The organism is Nocardioides sp. TRM66260-LWL, assembly GCF_020075545.1.
GTDB lineage: Bacteria > Actinomycetota > Actinomycetes > Propionibacteriales > Nocardioidaceae > Nocardioides.
This window is the reverse complement of the sequence record NZ_JAIQZK010000004.1, coordinates 180,299-203,698: the sequence shown is the minus strand read 5'-3', so window position 1 is coordinate 203,698 and position 23,400 is coordinate 180,299. Positions and strand designations below refer to the sequence as shown.

Here is a 23,400-nt window from a genome sequence, read left to right as displayed (position 1 = left end):
GGATGGGAGAATGGGCCGGTGAGCACCCGTGCAGTCGAGACCGACCCGGCCCGTCCGAGCGAGGCCGCGCACGTGTCGTCCGGTGACCTGCTGGCGGCGCTGCGCCGCCGGGGGGTCGAGGACGTCAGCGACTCGACGCTCACCCGCGCGCTGTACTCCACCGACGCCTCGCTCTACCGCATCGCGCCCCAGGCCGTCGCCCGACCGCGCACCGGCGACGAGCTGCTGGCGGTGCTCGACGCCGCCCGCGAGCTGCGGGTGCCGGTGACGATGCGCGGCGCGGGCACCTCGGTGGCCGGCAACGCGGTGGGCCCCGGCCTGGTGGTCGACACCGTCAAGCACCTCAACCGCATCAAGCACCTCGACGTCGAGAAGGGCACCGCCCTGATCGAGCCGGGCGTCGTGCACGCGCAGCTGCAGCGGGCCGTGACGCCCCACGGCCTGCGCTACGGCCCCGACCCGTCGACGCACACCCGCTGCACCGTCGGCGGCATGATCGGCAACAACGCCTGCGGCTCGCGGGCGCTGGGCTACGGCCGGGCGTCCGACAACGTGGTGGCGCTGCGCTCGGCCCTCGGCACCGGCGAGGTCGTCGGCGGGCTGGTCGGCGGCCCGCGGCCCCACGGCGACGCGGGCGACGCGCTCGCCGCCCTGGCCGACGCGCACCTGGCCCACCTGCGCATGGAGTTCGGGCGGTTCGGACGCCAGGTGTCGGGCTACTCCCTCGAGCACCTGCTGCCCGAGAACGACCGGCACGTCGACCGCATGCTGTCCGGCTCGGAGGGCACCCTCGGCGTCATCCTCGAGGCCGAGGTGCGCCTGGTGCGCGACGCGCCGGTGCGCACCCTGGTCGTGCTCGGCTACCCGTCGATGGCCGAGGCCGCCGACGCGGTGCCGGCGCTGCTGGCGCACCCGATCGTGGCCTGCGAGGGCCTCGACGCGCGGATCGTCGACATCGTCCGGGCGTCCGGCAAGTCCGTGCCCGACCTGCCGCGCGGCGCCGGCTGGCTGTTCGCCGAGCTCACCGGCGAGAGCGTCGCGGAGACCGAGGCGCTGGCCGCCCGGCTGGTCGCCGACGCCGGCGCGCTGGAGCACCGGGTCGTCGTCGACCCCGCCGAGGCGGGGCCCCTGTGGCGCATCCGGGAGGACGGCGCCGGCCTGGCCGCCCGCTCGCTCTCGCGTCCGGCCTACTCCGGCTGGGAGGACGCCGCGGTGCCGCCGCAGCACCTCGGCGCCTGGCTGCGCGACTTCGACGCCCTGCTGCACGAGCACGGCCTCGACGGCGTGCCCTACGGCCACTTCGGCGACGGCTGCGTGCACGTGCGCATCGACTTCCCGCTGGTCGACGAGGCCGGCGCGCAGCGCACCTTCCGCGCCTTCATGGAGGCCTCGGCGCACGCGCTGAAGGGCTACGGCGGCTCGCTGTCCGGCGAGCACGGCGACGGCCGCGCCCGCTCGGAGCTGCTCACGACGATGTACGACGCCACCTCGATCCGGCTCTTCGAGGCGGTCAAGGCGATCTGCGACCCCGACGACCTGCTCAACCCGGGCGTCCTGGTGCGTCCCGACCCGTTCGACGCGCACCTGCGCGCCGACCGGCCGCGTCGCGAGCCGCCCACCGCGCTGCGGTTCGTCCACGACTCCGGCTCGATGGCGAACGCCGTCCACCGGTGCACCGGCGTGGGCAAGTGCGTGGCCGGCCCCGGGCCCGGCGTCATGTGCCCCTCGTACGCCGCGACCCGCGACGAGAAGGACGCCACCCGCGGCCGCGCCCGCGTGCTGCAGGAGGCCCTCGACGGCTCGCTGGTGCAGGGCCTCTCCGACCCGGCCGTCCACGAGGCGCTCGACCTGTGCCTGGCCTGCAAGGGCTGCTCGCGCGACTGCCCGACCGGCATCGACATGGCCACCTACAAGTCCGAGGCGCTGCACCAGACCTACCAGGGCCGGCTGCGTCCGCGCAGCCACTACGTGCTCGGGAGGCTGCCGATGTGGGCGCGGCTGACCGCGCCGGTGGCCGGGCTCGCCAACGCGTCCCTGCGGCTCGAGCCGGTGGCGCGCCTGGCCCGCCGCACCTCGGGCATCGACCAGCGGCGCTCGATCCCGACCTTCGCCGACCGCACCCTGCGCCGCCAGGCGCGCCGCACCGATCGCGCCGCCCGGCTCGCGGGCCGGGGTGCGGCCGACCAGGCGCCGGACGTGTGGATCTGGGCCGACTCCTTCACCGACCACTTCCAGACGACGTCCGGCACCGCCGCCCTGGCGTTCCTCGAGTCGGTCGGCCTGCGGGCCCGGGTGATCGACGAGAAGGCCTGCTGCGGCCTGACCTGGGTGACCACCGGGCAGCTCGACGCCGCGCAGCGCATCGTCCGCCGCACCGTCGCGACGCTCGCGCCGTACGTCGAGTCCGGCGTGCCCGTCGTCGGTCTCGAGCCCTCGTGCCTGGCCACGCTGCGCAGCGACGCCCGCGAGCTCACCGACGACCCCCGCGCCGAGGTCGTCGCGCGCGGCATGCTCACCTTCGCCGAGCTGCTGACCCGGCTCGACGTGCCGCTGCCGGACCTCTCGGGCGTGGAGATCGTCGCCCAGCCGCACTGCCACCACGCGTCCGTGCTCGGCTGGGCCGCCGACGAGGCGCTGCTCCGGCGAGCGGGCGCGAGCGTCACGCGGGTCGGCGGCTGCTGCGGCCTGGCCGGCAACTTCGGCGTCGAGGAGGGGCACTACGAGGTGTCGGTCGCTGTCGCCGAGACCCAGCTGCTGCCGGCCGTCCGCTCGCACCCCGACGCCGTGGTGCTGGCCGACGGCATGAGCTGCAAGATCCAGCTCGACGACCTCGCCGACGTGCGGGCGCTGCACCTGGCCGAGCTGCTCGCCGAGCGCGTCGGCGCGGGCGCTGCGGCCGCTCCGGGTGCCGGGGCGGCCCGGTGAGCCCCCAGCAGCGTCGCCTCGTCATCCCGGTGGCCCTCGGCCTGCTGCTGCTGATCGTGCTGCTCACCTCGGTGCTGGGCGGACGGTGACCCGCCGATGACCGAGCCGCTGCTCCGCGTGCTCAACCGGATGCGCAGCGAGGTGCTCGCACCCGAGACGTTCGTCCGGGCGGTGGCCTCCGGACGCCAGCGCGGGACGACGCCGCGCTGGCGCCGCGTCGAGCTGCGCTACGTCGACCTCAAGGCCGGCCGGCACCTGCAGCTCACGGCCTACGACGCCACCCAGGCGCACACCAGCAACCACGCGGTCGGCCAGGAGGCGCAGGACGCCGTCGACGACCTGATCGACGAGCCCTTCGGGAACTGGCACGTCGAGACGCTCACCCACACCCACCAGGTGCGGGTCACCAAGCGGCTCGAGGCGGTCGTCCACACCGCCGAGCGCACCGCCCCCGCGGACGTCGGGCGCGGTCACGACCGCGACAAGGAGCGGCTGCTCCCGATCGACGACCCGGTCTACCGCGAGCTCGGCCTCACCGACGCCGAGGGGCGGGTCAAGCCGTCGCGGCAGTCGAAGCTGCGCCAGGTCGAGGAGTTCCTGCGCCAGCTCGACGTCGCGGTCGCCGAGGCCCTGGAGAAGGGCCACCTGCGCCGTCCGACGGCCGACGAGCCGCTGCGGGTCGTCGACCTCGGCTGCGGCAACGCCTACCTCACCGTCGCCGCCCACCGGTTCCTGAGCCACGTCCGCGACCTGCCGGTCGAGGTGGTCGGCGCCGACGTCAAGCAGCAGTCGCGCGAGCACGGCGAGGCGCTGGCCGAGCGCCTCGGGGCGGGCCGGAGCCTGCGCTTCGTCGAGGGGACGATCGACGGCGTGGCGCTCGACCCCGCGCCCGAGGTGGTGCTGGCCCTGCACGCCTGCGACACCGCCACCGACGACGCCCTGGCGCGCGCAGTGGCCTGGCGGGCCCCGGTGGTGCTGGCCGCGCCGTGCTGTCACCACGACCTCGCCGCACAGCTGCGCCGGGCGCCGACGCCGGCCCCCTACGCCCTGCTGACCCGGCACGGCATCCTGCGCGAGCGGCTGGCCGACACCCTCACCGACGGCGTCCGGGCCGCGCTGATGCGCCTGCAGGGCTACCGGGTCGAGGTCGTGCAGTTCGTCGAGAGCCAGCACACCCCGCGCAACACGCTCCTGCGCTGCGTGCGCACCGGATCACCGGTGGCCGGCGGCTCGCTGCGCACCGAGTACGACGACCTCGTCGACGCCTGGGGCGTCAGCCCCCGGCTCGCGACCCTGCTGGAGGGCTGAGCCGGATGAGTCCGCGGACCCGGAGGATCCTGCGCGCCGACCGCGTGGGGGCCGTGCTGGCCCTCGTGCCGTTCCTGGTCGGCGCCGGCGTGGGCGCGAACGCCGCCACCGGCGTGCCGTCGACCCCGGTGGCGACGGTGCAGGACTCCTCGATCACCGAGTCGTCCGGACTCGTCGTCGACGGCGACCGGTTCGTCACCACCAACGACTCCGGCGACACCGGGCGGGTCTTCACCCTGGACCGCACCGGCCGCACGGTCGGCGTCACCTACTGGGCCGCCTCGCCCACCGACGTCGAGGCGCTCGCGCCGGCCGGATCGGGCCAGGTGTGGGTCGCCGACATCGGCGACAACGACCGCCGACGGCAGAGCATCTCGGTCGCGCGGATCCCGGTCGGGCCGGGCACCCGACGGGTCGAGCCGACGATCTTCCAGCTGACCTACCCCGACAGCGCGCAGGACGCCGAGAGCCTCGTCGTCGACCCCCGCACCGGGCGCCTGTACGTGGTGACGAAGGGCTTCACCGGCGGCGTCGTCTTCGCCGCCCCCGAGGTGCTCAGCGCCGACGGGCAGAACCGGCTGACGCCGGTGGGCTCGACCATCCCGATCGCCACCGACGCCGCCTTCTTCCCCGACGGCCGGCACCTCGTCGTCCGCGGCTACGGCTCGGCCACGGTGTACGCCTGGCCCGGCCTGCGTCGCGTCGGCTCCTTCGACCTGCCCCGGCAGCGTCAGGGCGAGGGCATCGCCGTCGATGGCCGCAACCGGGTGTTCCTCAGCAGCGAGGGCCGCGACCAGCCGATCCTGCGGATCACGCTGCCGCCGTCGGTGCGGGCGGCCGTGGCGGGCGGCGCGACGTCGTCCTCGGCTCCCGCGCCGGCCGCGGCGCCCACCGAGATCGCCGCGCCGATGCCGGGCATCTCGATCAGCGGGTGGGGCCTGTGGGCGCTCTGGGGCGGGATCCTCGCCGGCGGCGTGTTCGTGCTCACCCGGGCGCTGCGACCCAACTGACCGCGCCCGTCCGGCGGGGGGAAGCCGACCGACGGCCCCGACGCCTAGCGTGCCGCGCATGCCCCGGCTGCGTCGCACCTCGCCCGATCAGCCCGGGTGGACCCGCCGTCGCGCCGGCCGCGGGTTCTCCTACCGCGACGCCGACGGCGGACGCCTGCCCGACGACGCGGTCGAGCGGATCCGGGCGCTGGCGATCCCGCCCGCCTGGCAGGACGTGTGGATCACGCCGTTCCCGACCGGGCACCTGCAGGCCGTCGGCACCGACGCGGCGGGCCGGCGCCAGTACCTCTACCACCCGGCCTGGCGCGAGCGTCGCGACGCCGAGAAGTTCGAGCGGGTGCAGCGGCTCGGCCGCGTGCTCGCCGACGCCCGCGGCCGCGTGCTCGACGACCTCGGCCGCAGCGGCATGCCGCTCGAGCGGGCGGCCGCGGCGGCGGTGCGGCTCATCGACCTCGGCGCGTTCCGGATCGGCAACGACGTCTACGCCGACGCCCACGGCTCCTTCGGCCTCACCACGCTCGAGCGGCGGCACGTGCGGCGCCGGCACGACGCCCTCGTGTTCTCCTTCGTCGGCAAGTCGGGCGTCAGCCACCGCATCGAGATCGAGGACGCCGGCGTCGTCGAGGCGCTCGAGGTGATGCGCCGTCGGCGCACCGACGACGCACGGCTGCTGGGCTACCGCGAGCGTCGCTGGCGCGCGCTGCTGCCCGACCTGGTGAACGCCTACGTGCAGGAGACCACCGGGGTGCAGGCCACGGCCAAGGACTTCCGCACCTGGCACGGCACGGTCACCGCCGCCGTCGCCCTCGCGCGCGCCGCGGACGACCCGGCGCTGCGGCCGACGGTGGCCGGACGCCGGCGCGCCGTCGCCGGGGCGATGCGCGAGGTCGCCGCCCACCTCGGCAACACCCCGGCCCTGGCCCGCTCCTCGTACGTCGACCCGCGGGTGATCACCGCGTTCGAGCAGGACCGGACGATCGCCGCCGCCGTGCGCCGCGTGCGCGACGAGGAGCCCGACGTCCAGCAGGCGGCCTGGGAGCGCGCGACGCTGCGCTTGCTCGCCCGGGACTGATCACCGGGGCGACCGGGCCGGGACCGCCGCCAGGAAGGCCCAGATCTCGGCGGTGGCGTCGATCGCCCGCGACGGCGGGGGGAGGCCGAGCGTGCGCTCGACCAGGGGACGTCGGCGGGCTCCCGGGTACTGGTGGCCCGCCCCGTCGAGGAGGACCGCGTCGACCCGACGTCCGCCCGCGCAGCGGGTCGTCGACCGCTCCACCCCGGCGTCACTCGTCCGACGGACGGCGCCGCACGGCGCGTCGACCCGGCGCCAGTCGTCCAGGCTCGCGGCCCGCGGCTGGCCCGCGACGGCGGCCGGCCCGGTGCCGGGGCCGCCGGACCACGGGACGTTCGCGTCCGCCGTGCCGTGCACGTAGAGCACCGAGACCGGCGCGGGCGGCGCGCACGAGGCCACGACGCGCAGGCCGGCGACCTCCGCGACGCCGGCGAGGAGGTCGGTGGCGCAGGCCAGGCGCTCGGCGAGCATCGCCCCGTTGGAGAACCCGACGGCATGGACGCGGCCGCGGTCGAGCGGGACGTGGGCCGCGACGTCGTCCACGACCGCCCGGACGAAGACGACGTCGTCGACGGGACGCTCGGCCGCCGGTCCGCAGCAGGTGCCGGCGTTCCAGCTGCCGCGGTAGCCGTCCGGGTAGGCCACCAGCAGGCCCGCGCGCCGCGCCACGGCGTCCCAGCCGTAGTCGCGCTCGGCCTGCGCGGCGTCCCCGAACCCGGGATGCAGGACGACGACCAGCGGCCGGGGCGCGGCGGAGGCGTCGGGACGGTAGAGGCGGTAGGAGCGGTGCAGCCCGTCGACGTCCAGCCGGTGCGTCGTGGTGCCGGAGCGGAAGGACGCCGCATGCGCGGGCCGGTCGGTGACGTCCACGAGCACGTCGGTGAGCAGGAAGACCAGGACGGCGGCGAGCAGCAGCGGGATCACCCGCAGGCGCGTCCGCGAGCGCTCCCGCGGCGAGGGCGGGAGCGGCAGAGGGTCGTGCTCGGCCCGAGGGCCGTGGCTGGCCACCTCTCGAGGCTAGCCAGGTCGGAGGGCGGGGGCAGGGGCTGTCGGTCCCGGTCCAGACCGGGCCCCGAGGCCCTCAGAGGCGCTCGAGCACCCAGTCGAGGCAGGCGGTGAGCGCCCGGACGTCGTCCGGCTCGGTGACCGGGAACATCGCGATGCGCAGCTGGTTGCGGCCGAGCTTGCGGTACGGCTCGGTGTCGACGATCCCGTTCGCGCGGAGCACGGCGGCGACCGCGGCGGCGTCGACGTCGTCGGCGAGGTCGATCGTGCCGACCACCAGCGAGCGGTGGGCGGGGTCGGCGACGAACGGGGTGGCGCGCGGGTGCGCCTCGGCCCAGCCGTACAGGTGCGAGGACGACGCCGTCGTGCGCGCGACCATGGCGTCCAGGCCGCCCTGCGCGAGCATCCAGTCGAGCTGCTCGGCCATGAGGAACACCGTGGCCAGCGCCGGGGTGTTGTAGGTCTGCTCGAGCCGCGACTGCTGCAGCGCCGTGGCCAGGCTGAGCGACGCCGGCACGTGCCGGCCCGAGGCGGCGATCCGCTCGATCCGCTCGATCGCCCGCGGGGAGGCCAGCGCGAACCAGAGCCCGCCGTCGGAGGCGAAGCCCTTCTGCGGCGCGAAGTAGTAGACGTCGACCTGCGCGGGGTCCAGCGGCAGGCCGCCCGCGCCCGAGGTGGCGTCGACGACGACGAGCTGCTCGTCGCCCGCGCCGTCCGGACGCAGCACGGGCGCCATGACGCCGGTGGAGGTCTCGTTGTGCGCCCAGGCGTAGACGTCGACGTCCGCGTCGGCCACCGCCGCGGTGCGCGCGCCGGGGGCGCAGGCCAGCACCGACGGCTCGTCCAGCCAGGGCGCCTCGGCGGCCGCGGTGGCGAACTTCCCGGTGAACTCGCCGAAGACGAGGTGCTGGCTGCGCCGCTCGATCAGCCCGTAGGTGGCGACGTCCCAGAACGTCGTCGAGCCGCCCAGGCCCCACAGCACCTCGTAGCCGTCGGGCAGCGCGAACAGGTCGGCCAGCCCGGCGCGCGCGCGGGCCACCAGGGAGCGGACCGGCGCCTGGCGGTGCGAGGTGCCCATGAGGGACGTGCCGGTGTCGGCCAGCCGCTGCAGCCGCTCGACCGGGATGCGCGAGGGCCCGGAGCCGAAGCGGCCGTCGGCCGGCAGCAGGTCGGCGGGCATGTGCAGGTCGGGCGTCGTCACGGGGCCATCCTCCCAGGTGTGGGCGGGGGCCCGCAGTGGGAGGCTGCGTGCGTGAACACGATCCCGCCCGCCGCCTCCCCGCAGCGCCGCCCGCCCTCGAGCCCCGGCCTGCGCCTGTTCCTCCGGGTCGCCGGCGGCGTGCTGCTCGGCGTCGGCGCCGTGCTGCTGGTCGTCGGCCTGCGCTCCTTCGCCGCCGACGCCTCCGACGTCTCCGCCGGCCTCGACGACGGCGGCTCGGGGTTCGGGTCGATCCTCACGTTCGCCGCGGGCGGGTTCGCCGCCGTGATCGGCCTCGGGATGCTGGGCGCCGGGTTCCTCGGCCTGCAGGCCCGCTACGTCGCAGGTGAGACGATGCCCGTCGTCAAGCAGTCCGCGGAGTACCTGACCGACGGCGAGGGGCTCCTCGGGGTCGGGCGCACCGCGGGCCCGTACTGCCGCGCCTGCGGCGCACGCAACGATCGGGAGGCCAGGTTCTGTGACGGCTGCGGAGCATCGCTCGCCTGAGACCTCCGGCAGGGGCTGGAGCATCGAGCGCGTGCCGTTCGGCCACCCGGACGTCGCGCTGCTCGTGGCCGAGGTGCAGCAGGAGTACGTCCGCCGCTACGGCAGCCCCGACGACACCCCGCTCGACCCGCTGATGTTCGAGCCGCCCGCGGGCTCGTTCTTCCTCGGGCGGCTCGACGGCGAGCCGGTGGCCACGGGCGCGTGGCGCCGCAGCGAGGTCGTGGCCTTCGGGCTCGCGCCGACCGCCGAGGTGAAGCGCATGTACGTGCGGCCGGCCTGGGCGCGGCGCGGGCTGGCCCGACGGATGCTCGCCCACCTCGAGACCGACGCCGCCGCCCACGGCGCCCGGGCGCTGGTGCTCGAGACCGGCCTCGCGCAGCCGGAGGCGATCGCGCTCTACGAGTCGTCCGGCTACCTGCCGGTGCCGGGGTTCGGCTACTACCGCGACGCGCCGCTGTCCCGCTGTTTCGGCAAGCCGCTGCAGGTCTGACCGAACGGAGGAGCCGCCGCCCGGACGGGTCGTGTCCCTTCGGGCAGAGCGGCGGCGAAGCGCCGGAGCCGCCCCGCAGGCGCGACATAACGTCGCGGAGTTCCGGGGCCGTCCCGGAATGGCCTGCGCCCCCGTCCGCAGGCGTCGTCGATGTCTCGGAGACGTCCCGTGCACCTCCACGCCAGCACCCACGACCACCGCACCACGGCCGCCGCTCCCCGCCGGCGGTCCCGTCACCTCCTCCGCCTGCTCGCCGTCCTCGCGGCGCTCGTCGCGACGGCCGCACCGGCCTTCGCCCGCGCGCCCCTGCCGCCGATCGAGGGCTACGCGCAGTACCAGCCCCAGACCCGCTGCTCGCCGAAGCCGAAGCCGGGCGCGGTCTACCTCATGCAGTACCTCGACCGGCGCTTCCCGGGCACGCCCGGCGGCATCAGCCGCGCCTGCGACGTGGGCGGTCGCTCGGAGCACAAGGAGGGACGCGCGCTCGACTGGATGGTCAGCGCCCGCACCCACGCCGGCCGGGTCGCGGCCCGCGAGCTGCTCGACTGGCTCTTCGCCACCGACGGTCACGGCGAGCAGGACGCCCGCGCGCGGCGGCTCGGCGTCATGTACGTGATCTGGAACGACCGCATCTACTCCAGCTACGACGGCTTCCGTCCGCAGCCCTACCTCAACGCCGGCTGCAAGCAGCTCAAGGGCTGCTCCCCGACGCTGCGCCACCGCGACCACGTGCACATCTCGCTCGACGTCGCAGGCGGGATGGGCCGCACCAGCTGGTTCGTCGGACGCCTGACCGACGCCGTCGGCGGGGTCGTCGGCGGCGTCGGCGGTGCCGTCGGCGGGATCGGGGGAGCGGCGATCGGCTGAGCCGCGCCGTCCGGGCTCGCGCTCGCGACCGCACAGAGACGAGGGCCGTCCCCCGAAGCGGGGGACGGCCCTCGTGGCGTCAGCGGGGGCGGCTCAGCCGGCCCACTCGGCCTTCCAGCCGTCGACCGCGTCGGCCGGGCGGGCGGCGGGGCCGGTGTAGATCGCCGAGGGGCGGATCAGTCGGCCGGTGCGCTTCTGCTCCAGGATGTGCGCCGACCAGCCGCCGGTGCGCGCGCAGGTGAACATCGAGGTGAACATGTGCGCCGGGACCTCGGCGAAGTCGAGGACGATCGCGGCCCAGAACTCGACGTTGGTCTCGAGCACGCGGTCGGGGCGGCGCTCACGCAGCTCGGCGAGGGCGGCCTTCTCCAGCGCCTCGGCGACCTCGTAGCGGGGCGCGCCGAGCTCGCGGGCGGTGCGCCGCAGCACGCGGGCGCGGGGGTCCTCGGCGCGGTAGACGCGGTGGCCGAAGCCCATCAGCCGCTCGCCGGAGTCGAGGAGCTGCTTGACGTAGGCCTGCGCGTCGCCGGTGCGCTCGACGTCCTCGATCATGCCGAGCACGCGCGAGGGGGCGCCGCCGTGAAGCGGACCGCTCATCGCGCCGATCGCGCCGGAGAACGCGGCCGCGACGTCGGCGCCGGTGGAGGTGATGACGCGGGCGGTGAAGGTGGAGGCGTTCATGCCGTGCTCGGCCGCGCTGCTCCAGTAGGCGTCGATCGCCTTGACGTGCTTGGGGTCGGCCTCGCCCTTCCAGCGGATCAGGAAGCGCTCGGCGAGGGTCGCGCCCTCGTCGACGACCTTCTGCGGCACGACCGGGGCGACGAGGCCGCGGGCGGACTGGGCGGCGTAGGAGAGCACCATGACCGCGACGCGGGCGAGGTCCTCGCGGGCCTGCTCGTCGGTGATGTCGTAGGTCTGGCCGAAGCCGAAGGCCGGCTTGAGCATCGCGATCGCGGCCTGGACGTCGACCCGGACGTCGCCGGTGTGCACCGGCAGGTTGTAGGCCTCGGCGGCCGGGAGGCCCGGCGTGTACGAGCCGTCGATCAGCAGGCCCCAGACGTTCTCGAACGGGACGCGGCCGACGATGTCCTCGATGTCGACACCCCGGTAGCGCAGGGCGGAGCCCTCCTTGTCGGGCTCGGCGATCTGCGTCTCGAAGGCGACGACGCCTTCCAGTCCGTGGTGTACCTCGGCCATGGGTCTGGCTCCTCGTCAGCTCGGTGGGGCGCCCGATCGGGGCCCGATCGCGCGCGTGACGCGCGATGAGGGGATGTCGGCCGCATTCTGCACCACCCTCTACCGTCGAGGACATGGCGCCCGCATCGAATCCCGCGTCGTCCGACTCCGCGTCCGACTCCGCGTCCGGCCCGTCGGCGGCCGGGGAGGGCGTGCACCTCGACCTCGCCGGTCTGCGCGAGGACTACGCCCGCGCCGGCCTCGACGAGGCCGACGTCGCCGCCGACCCGCTCGCCCAGTTCTCCCGCTGGTTCGACGACGCCGTCGCGGCCGGCGTCCACGAGCCCAACGCGATGGTCGTGGCCACCGTCGACGCCGACGGCACGCCGTCGGCGCGCATCGTCCTGCTCAAGGAACTGACGGCCGAGGGCTTCGTCTTCTACACCAACCACGGCTCGCGCAAGGGCGCCGCGCTGGCCGCCGAGCCCCGCTGCTCCCTGCTCTTCCCGTGGCACGACCTCGAGCGGCAAGTGCGTGTCGAGGGCGTCGCCGAGCCGCTCCCGCGCGCCACCGTCGAGGCGTACTTCGCGGTGCGCCCGCGCTCGTCCCAGCTCGGCGCGTGGGCCTCGCGGCAGTCGAGCACGGTGCCTTCGCGCGCCGAGCTCGAGGAGTCGTACGCCGACGCCGAGGCCCGCTTCGCCGGCGGCGAGGTCCCCGTGCCCGACGCCTGGGGCGGCTACCTCGTCCGGCCGTCCGCGGTGGAGCTGTGGCAGGGGCGCACCGGGCGCCTGCACGACCGGCTGGTCTACCGGCGCCGGGCCGACGGTGCGTGGGGCCTGGAGCGGCTGGCGCCGTAGAGGGCTCGGCAGTTTCATCGGCTGACCGATGAAACTCGCGCCTGCACGCTGAAACTTCATCGGCCCAGTGCCAGTTTCATCGGTTGACCGATGAAACCGACGCTGGTCGCCTTGTGAGTGAGCACTCACTCACTTACCCTGGACGTCATGCCGACGCCGACCCGCGCCCGCGCCCGTCCGATGGCGCCGGAGGAGCGGCGCGAGCACCTCGTCGTGACGACGCTGCGCCTGCTGCGCGAGCACGGTCGCGAGGTGACGACGCGGCAGATCGCCGAGGCGGCCGGCGTGGCCGAGGGGACGATCTTCCGGGTCGTGGAGTCGAAGGACGAGCTCGTCGACCTCGCGGTCGCGCGCGCCTTCGAGCCGGGCGAGATCTTCGACCGGATCGCCGAGATCGACCCCGCGCAGCCGCTGGACGAGCGGCTGCGCCGCCTGGTGGCCGTCCTCCAGCAGCGCTGGCGCGCCACCTTCGACCTCATGCGGCGCGTGGGCCTGGTCAAGCCGCCGGCGCACGACCACCCCCACGCCGACGAGCACCGCGCCCGGCTGGTCGAGCTCATGGTCGGCGTCGTGGGCGAGGACGCCGCGCGGCTCACCGTGCCGGCCGAGGAGTTCGTCCACCGCCTGCGCCTGCTGACCTTCGCGGGCACCCATCCGCACATCTCCGACGGCCACCTGCTCGCACCCGAGCAGGTCGTCGACACCCTCCTGCACGGACTGCTCGAGGCCACCTCCTCCAGCCGAAGGAATCGCTGACATGCTCACCACCCTGCTCCGCGAGCGCCTGCGGCCCCACCGGGCCTGGCTGCTCGCCGTGCTGCTGCTCCAGGGCGCCGGCGTGATCGCCATGCTCTACCTGCCCAGCATCAACGCCCGGATCATCGACGAGGGCGTCGTCACCGGCGACTCCGGCACGATCTGGCGCCTCGGCGGGGTCATGCTGGCCGTCTCGGTCGCCCAGATCGTCTGCTCGCTCGGCGCCGCGTGGTTCGGCGCCCGCACCGCGATGGCCTTCGGCCGCGACCTGCGTCGCGACCTCTTCCGCCGGGTCGGCACCTTCTCGGCGCGCGAGGTGCAGCAGATCGGCGCGCCGTCGCTGATCACCCGCACGACCAACGACGTCCAGCAGGTGCAGATGCTCGTCGTCATGGCCTGCCTGATCGCCGTCAGCTCGCCGATCATGATGGTCGGAGGCGTGGTGATGGCGCTGCGCGAGGACGTCGGCCTCGGCTGGATCCTGCTCGTGGTCGTGCCCGCGCTCTTCGTCTCGGTCGGGTTCGTCGTGAGCCGGATGGTGCCGAGCTTCCGCGAGATGCAGGGCCGCATCGACGAGGTCAACCGGGTGCTGCGCGAGCAGATCACCGGCATCCGGGTCGTGCGGGCCTTCGTCCGCGAGCGGCACGAGACGCAGCGGTTCGGCGGCGCGAACGACGGCCTCACCGACGTCGCCACGCGGGCCGGACGCTGGATGGCCACGATGTTCCCGCTCGTCATGCTGGTCGTGAACGTCTCCAGCGTCGCCGTCATCTGGTTCGGCGGGCACCGGGTCGACGCCGGCCAGATGCAGCCCGGCGCCCTCACCGCCTTCCTCGCCTACCTGATGCAGATCCTGATGTCGGTGATGATGGCGACCTTCATGCTCATGCAGGTGCCCCGCTCCGCCGTGTGCGCCGACCGCATCGTCGAGGTGCTGCAGACCGAGACCTCGGTGCGCCCGCCGGAGCGTCCGCTCGCGCTCGACCCCGCCCGCCGCGGCCACCTCGAGCTCGTCGACGTCACCTTCGCCTACCCCGGCGCGGAGTCGCCGGTGCTGCACGGCGTCGACCTGGTGGCCCGGCCGGGCGAGACGGTCGCGGTCGTCGGCTCCACCGGCGCCGGCAAGTCGACGCTCGTCAACCTCGTGCCGCGGCTCTTCGACGCGACCGGCGGCCAGGTGCGGGTCGGCGGCGTCGACGTGCGCGACCTCGACCCCGAGACGCTGTGGGCCGAGCTCGGCCTGGTGCCGCAGAAGGCGTACCTGTTCAGCGGCACCCTCCGCTCCAACCTCGCCCACGGCGCCCGGGACGCCGACGACGACGCCATGTGGCGGGCGCTGGAGATCGCCCAGGCGCGCGACTTCGTCGAGGCGCTGCCGGAGGGTCTCGACGCGCCGGTCGCCCAGGGCGGCACGAACTTCTCGGGCGGTCAGCGGCAGCGGCTCGCGATCGCCCGGGCCGTGGTGCGCCGGCCGGCCGTCTACCTCTTCGACGACTCCTTCTCCGCCCTCGACCTCGCCACCGACGCCCGGCTGCGCGCGGCGCTGCGTCCGGTCACTCGCGACGCCACGGTGCTGGTCGTCGCCCAGCGGGTCTCCACGATCCGCGACGCCGACCGGATCGTCGTGCTCGACGACGGCCGGGTCGTCGGCGCCGGCACCCACGACGAGCTGCTGGCGACCTGCCCGACCTACCGCGAGATCGTGGACTCCCAGATCACGGCCGCCGACCGGGCCGACCGGGCCGAGCGAGCCGAGGAGGTGCTCGCGTGAGCGGCACGTCGTCCCCGCGCGGCGGGGCGCCGGTGGACAAGTCCGCCGGCTTCAAGGCCACCGAGCGGATCGAGGCGCCCGGCGGCGGCCCCCGCCACGGCCCGATGGCCGGCGCCGTCGTGCCGCAGAAGGCGATGAGCTTCGGGCCGTCGGCGAAGCGGCTCGTGGGCCGCATGCGTCCCGAGGCGGTGCCGGCGATCGCCGTGATCGCGCTCAGCGTGGTCAGCGTCGTCCTGATGTCGGTCGGTCCGCGCCTGCTCGGGCACGCCACCGACCTCGTCGTCCGCGGCTTCCTGGGACGCCGGCTCGAGGGCGTGCCGGAGTCGCAGCTGCCCGACGTCGCCCGGGCCCAGGGCGTCGTGCCCGGCCAGGGCGTCGACTTCGGCGCCGTCGGCTCCTGGCTGACCCTGACGCTCGGCGTGTACGTCGCCGCGGCGCTGCTCGGCTGGCTGGCGGGCTACCTGCTCAACGGCGTCGTGCAGCGCACCGTCCGGGCGATGCGCCAGGAGGTCGAGGAGAAGATCCACCGCCTGCCGCTCTCGTACTTCGACCGCTCGCCGCGCGGCGAGCTGCTGAGCCGCGTCACCAACGACATCGACAACGTCAGCCAGACCCTCCAGCAGACGATGAGCCAGCTGCTCACCTCCCTGCTGACCGTGATTTCGGTGCTGGCGATGATGCTCTCGATCTCGCCGACCCTCGCGCTGATCGCCCTGGTCAGCGTGCCGATCTCGCTGCTCGTCACCCGCGCGGTCATGCGACGCTCGCAGGGCCAGTTCGTGGCGCAGTGGCGGCGCACGGGGCAGCTCAACGGCCACATCGAGGAGGCCTTCTCGGGGCACGCGCTGGTCAGCGTGTTCGGCCGCCGCGCCGAGGTCGAGGAGACCTTCGCCGAGCACAACGCCGGGCTCTTCGAGGTGAGCTTCAAGGCCCAGTTCATCAGCGGCCTGATCATGCCGCTGATGATGTTCATCGGGAACCTCAACTACGTGCTCGTCGCGGTCGTCGGAGGCCTGCGAGTGGCGTCCGGCACCCTCTCGGTCGGCGACGTCCAGGCGTTCGTGCAGTACACCCGCCAGTTCAACCAGCCGCTGACCACGGTCGCCTCGATGGCCAACCTGCTGCAGTCGGGCGTCGCGTCGGCCGAGCGGGTCTTCGAGCTGCTCGACGCCGGGGAGGAGCCGGTCACCGGCGACGCTACGCCGCAGACCGGCCGGGCCGCTCGCGGCGAGGTCGCCTTCGAGCACGTCGACTTCGCCTACACCCCCGACCGTCCGCTGATCGCGGACCTCTCGCTGGTCGCGCGGCCGGGTCAGACCGTCGCGATCGTCGGTCCGACCGGTGCGGGCAAGACCACCCTGGTCAACCTGATCATGCGCTTCTACGACCTCGACGGCGGTCGCATCACCCTCGACGGCGTCGACGTCGCGTCGCTCTCGCGCACCGCGCTGCGCAGCCGCATCGGCATGGTGCTGCAGGACACCTGGCTCTTCGCCGGCACGATCCGCGAGAACCTCGCCTACGGGCGGCCCGACGCCACCGAGGAGGAGATCCGCGCCGCCGCGCGGGCCACCTTCGTCGACCGGTTCGTCCACACGCTGCCCGACGGCTACGACACCCGGGTCGACGAGGACGGCACCAACCTCTCCTCGGGCGAGCGGCAGCTGCTGACCATCGCGCGGGCGTTTCTGACCGATCCGGCCCTGCTGATCCTCGACGAGGCCACCTCGTCGGTCGACACCCGCACCGAGGTGCTGGTGCAGCAGGCCATGGCCGCGCTGCGCGCCGACCGCACGTCGTTCGTCATCGCGCACCGGCTCTCGACCATCCGCGACGCCGACCTGATCGTCGTCATGGAGGACGGGCGGATCGTCGAGCAGGGCACCTACGACGCGCTGCTGGACGCCGGCGGCGCCTACGCGCGACTCCACGCCAGCCAGTTCGCCGGCGCGGTCGCGGGCTGAGGGTCCGGCCCGGCCGGATCCGCGTCAGTCGGCACCCCGCGCGTCCCAGCGGGAGCGCGGGGTGTTGCACGTCGTCCGGGGGACGACCACCACCAGGGTCTGGGCGGCCATCCCGCCGGTCGCGGCGTCGCCGGCTCGACCCGGCGCGCCGTACCGCGGCTGGTAGGGCAGCAGCCGGCACGGCCGGGCGGACGTCGGGGCGGACGTCGGGGTGGGGGAGTCCGGGGAGCCGGCGGCTCCGGACGCGTGGTGGGCAGGGCGGGGGACGGGGGGCGTGGTGGGGGTCGCCGCCGACGCGAGGCCGGCGGCGGAGGGGCCCAGCACGGCCACCAGCCCCAGGACGGGGATCGCGGCGCGCATGACCTCCCGATCGGCCGGCCGGCGCGGTCGGTGAGCCGCCGTCCGGCCCCCGGGCCCCGCGGACGGGGTCAGGCGCCCATGGTCCGACCGGGCCATGCGGACGGCCCGCCCGACGGCCGCGCCGGGGTGGCAGAGTCGGCCCCATGAGCGATGCCACCACCCGCACCTGGGACGCGATCGTCGTCGGCGCCGGTCTCGCCGGCCTGGTCGCCGCCCACGAGGCCGCCTCGGTCGGACGCCGGCGCGTCCTCGTGCTCGACCAGGAGAACCGCGCGAACCTCGGCGGCCAGGCGTGGTGGTCGCTCGGCGGGCTGTTCTTCGTCGACAGCCCCGAGCAGCGGCGGATGGGCGTCAAGGACTCCGTCGAGCTCGCCTGGCAGGACTGGCAGGGCTCGGCGGCCTTCGACCGGCTCGACGACGAGGACTCCTGGGCGCAGCGCTGGGCCCGCGCGTACGTCGAGTTCGCCGCCGGCGAGAAGCGCTCCTACCTGCGCGCGCTCGGGCTGCGCTCGCTGCCGATGGTCGGCTGGGCCGAGCGCGGCGACGGCTCGGCGCTGGGCCACGGCAACTCCGTGCCGCGCTTCCATCTGACCTGGGGCACCGGGCCGGGCGTCGTCGACGCCTTCGTCCCGTCGGTGCTGGAGGCCGAGTCGGCCGGCCGCGTGGCCTTCGGCTTCCGGCACCGCGTCGACGAGCTGGTCGTCGAGGACGGTGCGGTCGTCGGCGTGCGCGGCGCGGTGCTCGCCCCGGACGACGCCGCGCGCGGCGTCTCGTCCAGCCGCGAGGTGGTGGGGGAGTTCGAGCACCGGGCGGACGCCGTCGTGGTCGCCTCCGGCGGCATCGGCCACAACCACGAGCTGATCCGTCGCACCTGGCCCACCGAGCGCGTCGGCCCGGCGCCGCGGCACCTCATCTCCGGCGTGCCGGCGCACGTCGACGGGCGGATGCTCGCCATCACCGAGGCCGCGGGCGGACGCGTGGTCAACCGCGACCGCATGTGGGCCTACACCGAGGGCATCCACAACTGGGACCCCGTCTGGCCCGACCACGCCATCCGGATCCTGCCCGGGCCGTCGTCGATGTGGTTCGACGCCCACGGGCGCCGCCTCGTGGGCTCCTCGGGCGTGCCGGGCGCGGACTCGGTCGGCGCGATGCGGCAGATCCTGGCCACTGGCCACGACTACTCGTGGTTCGTGCTCACCCAGACGATCATCGAGAAGGAGTTCGCCCTCTCCGGCTCGGAGCAGAACCCCGACCTCACCGAGAAGGACCTCCGCCTGCTCCTGCGCACCCGCGCCGCGAAGGGCGCCCCGCCGCCGGTCGAGGCGTTCAAGCAGCACGGGGAGGACTTCGTCGTCGCCGACACGCTGCCCGCGCTGGTCGAGGGCATGAACCGGCTGGCCCGCGGGCCGCAGCTGGACCTCGCCGACATCGAGCGGCAGATCGTCGCCCGCGACCGCGAGGTCGAGAACGGCTTCTCCAAGGACGTGCAGCTGATGACGATCGCCAACGCGCGGCGCTCGCTGACCGACCGGCTGGTCCGGGTCGCCAAGCCCCACCGGATCCTGGATCCCGCGCACGGCCCGCTGATCGCCGTCCGGCTCAACATCCTCTCCCGCAAGACCCTCGGAGGCCTGCAGACCGATCTGGACAGCCGGGTGATCGGCCCGGACGGCGAGCCGGTGCCGGGGCTGTTCGCCGCCGGCGAGGCCGCCGGCTTCGGCGGTGGCGGGGTGCACGGCTACAACGCGCTCGAGGGCACGTTCCTCGGCGGCTGCATCTTCTCCGGCCGCAACGCCGGCCGGGCGATCGCGCGCGGCTGACGCCCCGGGCGCGGGCGCGTCCTGCTGGTTCCGTGACGCGAACGGCACCTCTGCGGGTGCCGTGAGGTGCCTTCCGCGTCAGCGAGTGCAGGTTTCCCCGGATATCCGGGGAAACCTGCACTTGCGGGCCCGACGGCTCACTACCCCCGCGCGTAGGCGGGCAGCGCGGGCTCGGAGAAGACCCGCGGGCCGAGGACGAGCTGCTGGCCGGCGGTGGCGATGACCTGGGTCATGTACGGCAGGTAGGTGACCGGGTCGACGCCGGGGTGCAGCAGCTGCAGGCACACCGAGGCCGGGATGCGCGCGGGGTCCGCGGTGCCCGGGTGGTCGAGGGCGTCGAGGGCGAGGGCGTAGCCGACGGGGTCGGTGGTGCCCATCGAGAGGTGCTCCGAGACGTGCACGGGGCACAGCGACTGCACCTGGACGTTGCGGATCTGGCCCTGGCCGGTGCGCAGCGGGCTGCTGGCGACGGGGTCGAAGTTCGGGAACACGACCTCGTCGGTGGCCGTGTAGACCTGCGTGTAGCTGATGCCGGGCCAGGTCTCGGGTCCGGAGTTCAGGGCGGCGAGGAACCGCGAGGTCGAGCGCTGCTGCCACACCGACGGCGCGCAGCCGAGCAGGCAGACCGGGTAGGCGGACGCCGTGCCGTGGTTGGAGGCGTCGAGGCTGACGAGGTCGTCGACCATCTCGCGGGTGTCGGGCCAGTACTTCAGCGACCACCGCGGCACCATGCCGCCCTGGCTGAAGCCGAGCACGTCGATGCGGCGCTCGCCGGCCTTCGCGTAGATGGTGCGGATCGCGCGGGTGACGTACTCGCCGGCCGTCGCGATGTCGAGCATGCCGTTGGCGGGGAGCTCGACGGTGCACCAGGGACGGTCCTGGGCGTCGAAGGCCCGCACGTAGTTCCACGAGAAGTTCAGCTCGGGGGTCAGCGTGGTGCCCGGCACGAGCAGCACCGGGGTCAGCGCCGAGCCGGCGAGGTCGCCGCGACAGGTGACGGCGGCGTCGAGGGTGGCAGTGGGGACGCTGAACGCCGGGCCGACCGGGGCCGGCGCGGCGGAGGCGGGGACCACGGCGCCGACGGCCAGCAGGCCGCCCGCGGCGAGGACGCCGCTGGTCAGCATGCCGCCGAGGCGGGCCGAGAGGCCGCGGGCGGGACGGGGGCGACGGGAGCGCGGTGCACGACTGTTCACTCGCCGGAGACTAGCGCCGCGCTGTGACGAGGGCCATAGGTCCCGCGGCCCGGATCCGCGCCGTAGGCTTCCGGGGTCCGGCGGCGTCCGTCGTCGGCCCCCGGCCGGCCACCCGTCGGCCCCAGCGCTCGAGGAGCTCCGATGACCCCCACCCGCTCGTCCGTCCTGCGCCGCACCGGCGGTCTCGTCGCCGTCGCCACCCTGCTCGCCGCGGGCGCCCTCACCGGCTGCGGCGGCAACGACGACTCCGGGGACGCCGGCTCGGGCGGGCGTCCGAGCCGGTCCGAGGTCGCGGACTCGATCAAGTCGGGCACCTCGGTGCTCGGCAAGGAGGCCACCGTCACTGGCTTCACCGACGCCCAGCGCGACTGCGTGGCGAAGGTCCTCGTCGACTCCGACCTCTCCGACGACGCCCTCAAGGCCTTCGTCAAGGGCGACGAGGGCTTCGAGGGCACCGAGCAGGACCGCACCGTGCTCAGCGGCCTGGGCACCGACGTCGCCCAGTGCGCCTCGGCGAAGTAGCCGGAGCAGGCCCCGCTGGCGCTGCGCGACGCCCGCGGGAAATGCCGTTGTCGGGCCCGCCTCCCCGACCTACGCTCGTCGTACACGGGAAAGGAGGTGATCCGCAGAATGGTTTCTGATCGGACGCGTGAGGTGGCTGCCCGCTAGGCACCCCGCGACACCAGCGCGTTGCGCCGGACCGCAGGGCACGCCCCGCGAATCCACCGCAGCCACCCGGCCCGCAGGCGGCCCCGGACGTCCACCGGGGCGGACCCTCACCCGAGGGTCGAGCCTGCGGGCCGTCCGTCGTCCAGGGGGCGTGCGCCGCCCCCGCCGTCACCGTCGGCGCCGTCGCGGCTGACCCGGGGCGCCGCGCCGACGAGCATCTCCAGCACCGACAGGGCGAGCCAGACGCCCACCACCACCATCAGGTAGCGCTCGAGCGTCGGCTCCAGCGGACGCTCGCCGGTGACCAGGCCCTGCCACAGCATCGGCGCGGTGACCAGCGCCGCGCCGCCGAGCACCGGCGTCGAGACCATCCTCATCGGCTCGGCTCCATCGCCCGGTCGCCCGAGACGACGCCCGCCGAGCGCACCTGCACGGTGCCGGTGAGGCCCGAGAGCTCGGTGTACGACAGCACGTGCAGCCGCTCGATCGCGGGCCGGACGAGCCGGCGCACGGCCGCCCGCAGCTGCGGCGCGCAGACCAGCACCGGCCGCAGGTTGCGGTTCTCGGCGTCGACCAGCAGCTGCGCCAGCCCGCCGATCACCGCCTGGAGCGAGACGGGGTCGAGCACGATCACCGAGCCCTGCTCGCCGGGCCGCATCGACTCCAGCATCCGCTGCTCGAAGGACGGCTCGAAGGAGATGACGTGAACGACGCCGTCGACGACGTGCGGCGCGACGACGGCCGGTCCGAGGGCCACCCGGGCGGCCTCGACGAGCGCGTCGAGGTCCTTGGTCGCCGCCGCGCGCAGCGAGAGCGCCTCGTAGATGCGCACCAGGTTGCGGATCGAGATCTCCTCCTCCAGCAGCTGCTGGAGCACACGCTGCACCTCGCCCAGCGAGAGCTGCGCCGGGGTGAGCTCCTCGACGACGTTCGGGTGCGTGCGCTTGACGACGTCGGTGAGCAGCCGGACGTCCTCGCGACCGAGCAGTCGGGAGGCGTGCCGGGTGACGACCTCGGCCAGGTGGGTGGTGATCACCGCCGAGCGGTCGACCACGGTGGCCCCGGACAGCTCGGCCTGGTGCCGCAGCTCGGCGGGGATCCACTTGGCCTGCAGGCCGAAGACCGGCTCGACGGTGGGCTCGCCGGGCAGCGAGCCGAGATAGTCGCCGATCGCGAGGACCGTGCCCGGCGGCGCCTCGCCGCGGGCCACCTCGATGTCGAAGAGCTTGATCGCGTAGGTGCGGCTGGGCAGGTCGATGTTGTCGCGGGTGCGCACGAGCGGCAGCACCACGCCGAGCTCGCCGGCGACCTTGCGGCGCAGCGCCTTGACCCGCTCGAGCAGGTCGCCGCCGCTGCTGAGGTCGACCAGGTCGACGATGTCGGCGGAGAGCTCCAGGCCGAGCGGGTCGACCTGGATCTCCTCGGCCAGCTGGTCGGGCCGGTCGCCGGACGGCGCCAGCGCGGCCCCGACCGACTCGGCGGGAGCGGCGGCCGCGTCGGCCTGCTCGCGGGCCTCGATCCGCGCCGAGAGCATCAGCAGCGAGCCGCCGGCCAGCAGGAAGGGGATCTTCGGCAGACCGGGGATCAGGCACAGGCTGATCGCGCCGAAGCCGGCGATGCGCATCGGGAGCCGCTGGGCCGTGACCTGCCGGATGATGTCGGAGCCCATGTCGCCGTCGCTCGCCGAGCGGGTGACGACCAGGCCGGTGGCCACCGAGAGCAGCAGCGCGGGGATCTGGGACACCAGGCCGTCGCCCACCGACAGCAGCGAGTAGGTGGTGACCGCGTCACCCGGCGACATGCCCTTCTGCACCATGCCGACGGCGAAGCCGCCGACCAGGTTGACCAGCGTGATGATGATGGCCGCGATCGCGTCGCCCTTGACGAACTTCGAGGCGCCGTCCATCGCGCCGTAGAAGTCGGCCTCGGCGTGCACCTCCTTGCGGCGCCGGCGGGCCTCGTCCTCGTCGATCAGGCCGGAGTTGAGGTCGGCGTCGATCGCCATCTGCTTGCCGGGCATCGCGTCGAGGGTGAAGCGCGCCCCGACCTCGGCGACGCGGCCGGCGCCGTTGGTGATGACGACGAACTGGATGATCAGCAGGATCGTGAAGATGATCAGGCCGACGATCAGCGAGCCGCCGACCACGAAGTGGCCGAAGGTGTCGATCACCTTGCCGGCGAAGCCGTCGAGCAGCACGAGCCGGGTCGCGGAGACGTTGAGCGCCAGGCGGAACAGCGTCATCACCAGCAGGATCGCCGGGAACGAGGCGAAGTCCAGGGGCCGGGTCACGAACATCGCCGTCAGCAGCACGAGCAGCGCCATGGTGATGTTGAAGGCGATGAGCAGGTCGAGCACCATCGCGGGCAGCGGGATGACCAGCATCACCACGATGAACACGATGCCGACCGGCACGCCGAGCTGGGTCAGGCGCTTGAGGGCCACGCGGGG

Annotated in this window: 20 protein-coding genes; 13 read left to right on the top strand and 7 right to left on the bottom strand. The window is 74.6% G+C overall.

Annotation, left to right across the window (positions count from 1 at the left end; genetic code table 11):
- The first annotated feature begins 18 nt into the window (after positions 1–18).
- The 4 genes from K8Z61_RS11995 to K8Z61_RS11980 all read left to right on the top strand — a co-directional run bounded on the left by K8Z61_RS11995 (position 19) and on the right by K8Z61_RS11980 (position 6,315).
- Positions 19–2,925, top strand: coding sequence for an FAD-binding and (Fe-S)-binding domain-containing protein (locus tag K8Z61_RS11995; RefSeq protein WP_224129801.1), 2,907 nt, complete (start codon positions 19–21; stop codon positions 2,923–2,925).
- 96 nt (positions 2,926–3,021) lie between these two features.
- Positions 3,022–4,233, top strand: a complete 1,212-nt coding sequence (locus tag K8Z61_RS11990; RefSeq protein ID WP_224129799.1) for an SAM-dependent methyltransferase — start codon at positions 3,022–3,024, stop codon at positions 4,231–4,233.
- A 5-nt stretch (positions 4,234–4,238) separates the two neighbouring features.
- Complete coding sequence (locus K8Z61_RS11985) at positions 4,239–5,243, top strand: hypothetical protein (RefSeq protein ID WP_224129797.1); 1,005 nt, start codon at positions 4,239–4,241, stop codon at positions 5,241–5,243.
- Positions 5,244–5,301: 58 nt separating this feature from the next.
- Positions 5,302–6,315, top strand: a complete 1,014-nt coding sequence (locus K8Z61_RS11980) for a DNA topoisomerase IB (RefSeq protein ID WP_224129795.1) — start codon at positions 5,302–5,304, stop codon at positions 6,313–6,315.
- Here the strand turns inward: K8Z61_RS11980 and K8Z61_RS11975 are convergent, their stop codons facing one another.
- Both K8Z61_RS11975 and serC read right to left on the bottom strand, forming a co-directional pair.
- A complete protein-coding gene (locus K8Z61_RS11975) occupies positions 6,316–7,323 on the bottom strand; it encodes a PHB depolymerase family esterase (RefSeq protein ID WP_224129793.1) in 1,008 nt (335 codons plus the stop codon).
- A 73-nt stretch (positions 7,324–7,396) separates the two neighbouring features.
- Positions 7,397–8,500, bottom strand: coding sequence for a phosphoserine transaminase (serC, locus tag K8Z61_RS11970; protein ID WP_224130055.1), 1,104 nt, complete (start codon positions 8,498–8,500; stop codon positions 7,397–7,399).
- Positions 8,501–8,572: 72 nt separating this feature from the next.
- On the opposite strand from serC, the gene K8Z61_RS11965 reads away from it, so the two are divergent.
- The 3 genes from K8Z61_RS11965 to K8Z61_RS11955 all read left to right on the top strand — a co-directional run bounded on the left by K8Z61_RS11965 (position 8,573) and on the right by K8Z61_RS11955 (position 10,382).
- The gene (locus K8Z61_RS11965) at positions 8,573–9,025 is read left to right on the top strand and encodes a zinc ribbon domain-containing protein (protein ID WP_224129790.1); all 453 of its coding nucleotides are present in this window, start codon (positions 8,573–8,575) and stop codon (positions 9,023–9,025) included.
- Positions 9,026–9,056: 31 nt separating this feature from the next.
- Positions 9,057–9,515 carry a GNAT family N-acetyltransferase gene (locus K8Z61_RS11960; protein ID WP_224129788.1) on the top strand — a complete coding sequence of 153 codons (459 nt, stop codon included), beginning with the start codon at positions 9,057–9,059 and terminating at the stop codon, positions 9,513–9,515.
- A gap of 168 nt (positions 9,516–9,683) precedes the next feature.
- Positions 9,684–10,382 (top strand): hypothetical protein, encoded by a 699-nt coding sequence (locus K8Z61_RS11955; RefSeq protein ID WP_224129786.1) that lies wholly within the window; start codon positions 9,684–9,686, stop codon positions 10,380–10,382.
- Between the two features lie 93 nt (positions 10,383–10,475).
- On the opposite strand, the gene K8Z61_RS11950 is transcribed toward K8Z61_RS11955, so the two are convergent.
- Positions 10,476–11,579, bottom strand: a complete 1,104-nt coding sequence (locus K8Z61_RS11950) for a citrate synthase 2 (protein ID WP_224129784.1) — start codon at positions 11,577–11,579, stop codon at positions 10,476–10,478.
- Positions 11,580–11,692: 113 nt separating this feature from the next.
- Between K8Z61_RS11950 and pdxH the strand changes: the two genes are divergently transcribed.
- From pdxH to K8Z61_RS11930, 4 genes are all read left to right on the top strand, one after another.
- A complete protein-coding gene (pdxH, locus tag K8Z61_RS11945) occupies positions 11,693–12,415 on the top strand; it encodes a pyridoxamine 5'-phosphate oxidase (protein WP_224129782.1) in 723 nt (240 codons plus the stop codon).
- 147 nt (positions 12,416–12,562) lie between these two features.
- On the top strand, positions 12,563–13,171 hold the full coding sequence (locus K8Z61_RS11940; RefSeq protein WP_224129779.1) for a TetR/AcrR family transcriptional regulator: 609 nt from the start codon (positions 12,563–12,565) through the stop codon (positions 13,169–13,171).
- Position 13,172: 1 nt separating this feature from the next.
- The gene (locus K8Z61_RS11935; protein WP_224129777.1) at positions 13,173–14,942 is read left to right on the top strand and encodes an ABC transporter ATP-binding protein; all 1,770 of its coding nucleotides are present in this window, start codon (positions 13,173–13,175) and stop codon (positions 14,940–14,942) included.
- A gap of 104 nt (positions 14,943–15,046) precedes the next feature.
- Positions 15,047–16,906: an ABC transporter ATP-binding protein gene (locus K8Z61_RS11930; RefSeq protein WP_224130052.1), complete on the top strand. Its 1,860-nt coding sequence runs from the start codon at positions 15,047–15,049 to the stop codon at positions 16,904–16,906.
- Positions 16,907–16,930: 24 nt separating this feature from the next.
- Here K8Z61_RS11930 and K8Z61_RS11925 read toward each other — a convergent pair whose 3' ends face one another.
- Positions 16,931–17,266, bottom strand: a complete 336-nt coding sequence (locus tag K8Z61_RS11925; protein ID WP_224129775.1) for a hypothetical protein — start codon at positions 17,264–17,266, stop codon at positions 16,931–16,933.
- Between the two features lie 143 nt (positions 17,267–17,409).
- Here K8Z61_RS11925 and K8Z61_RS11920 point away from each other — a divergent pair, with 143 nt between their 5' ends.
- Positions 17,410–19,089 (top strand): FAD-binding dehydrogenase, encoded by a 1,680-nt coding sequence (locus tag K8Z61_RS11920; RefSeq protein ID WP_224129773.1) that lies wholly within the window; start codon positions 17,410–17,412, stop codon positions 19,087–19,089.
- A gap of 140 nt (positions 19,090–19,229) precedes the next feature.
- Here K8Z61_RS11920 and K8Z61_RS11915 read toward each other — a convergent pair whose 3' ends face one another.
- A complete protein-coding gene (locus tag K8Z61_RS11915; protein WP_224129771.1) occupies positions 19,230–20,282 on the bottom strand; it encodes a triacylglycerol lipase in 1,053 nt (350 codons plus the stop codon).
- A 141-nt stretch (positions 20,283–20,423) separates the two neighbouring features.
- Between K8Z61_RS11915 and K8Z61_RS11910 the strand changes: the two genes are divergently transcribed.
- Complete coding sequence (locus K8Z61_RS11910) at positions 20,424–20,804, top strand: hypothetical protein (protein WP_224129768.1); 381 nt, start codon at positions 20,424–20,426, stop codon at positions 20,802–20,804.
- Between the two features lie 254 nt (positions 20,805–21,058).
- Here K8Z61_RS11910 and K8Z61_RS11905 read toward each other — a convergent pair whose 3' ends face one another.
- Together K8Z61_RS11905 and flhA are read right to left on the bottom strand one after the other, a co-directional pair.
- Positions 21,059–21,328, bottom strand: coding sequence for a hypothetical protein (locus K8Z61_RS11905; RefSeq protein WP_224129766.1), 270 nt, complete (start codon positions 21,326–21,328; stop codon positions 21,059–21,061).
- Positions 21,325–23,394, bottom strand: coding sequence for a flagellar biosynthesis protein FlhA (gene flhA, locus K8Z61_RS11900; protein WP_224129764.1), 2,070 nt, complete (start codon positions 23,392–23,394; stop codon positions 21,325–21,327). The genes K8Z61_RS11905 and flhA overlap by 4 nt, the downstream gene beginning before the upstream one ends.
- Between the last annotated feature and the right edge of the window lie 6 nt (positions 23,395–23,400).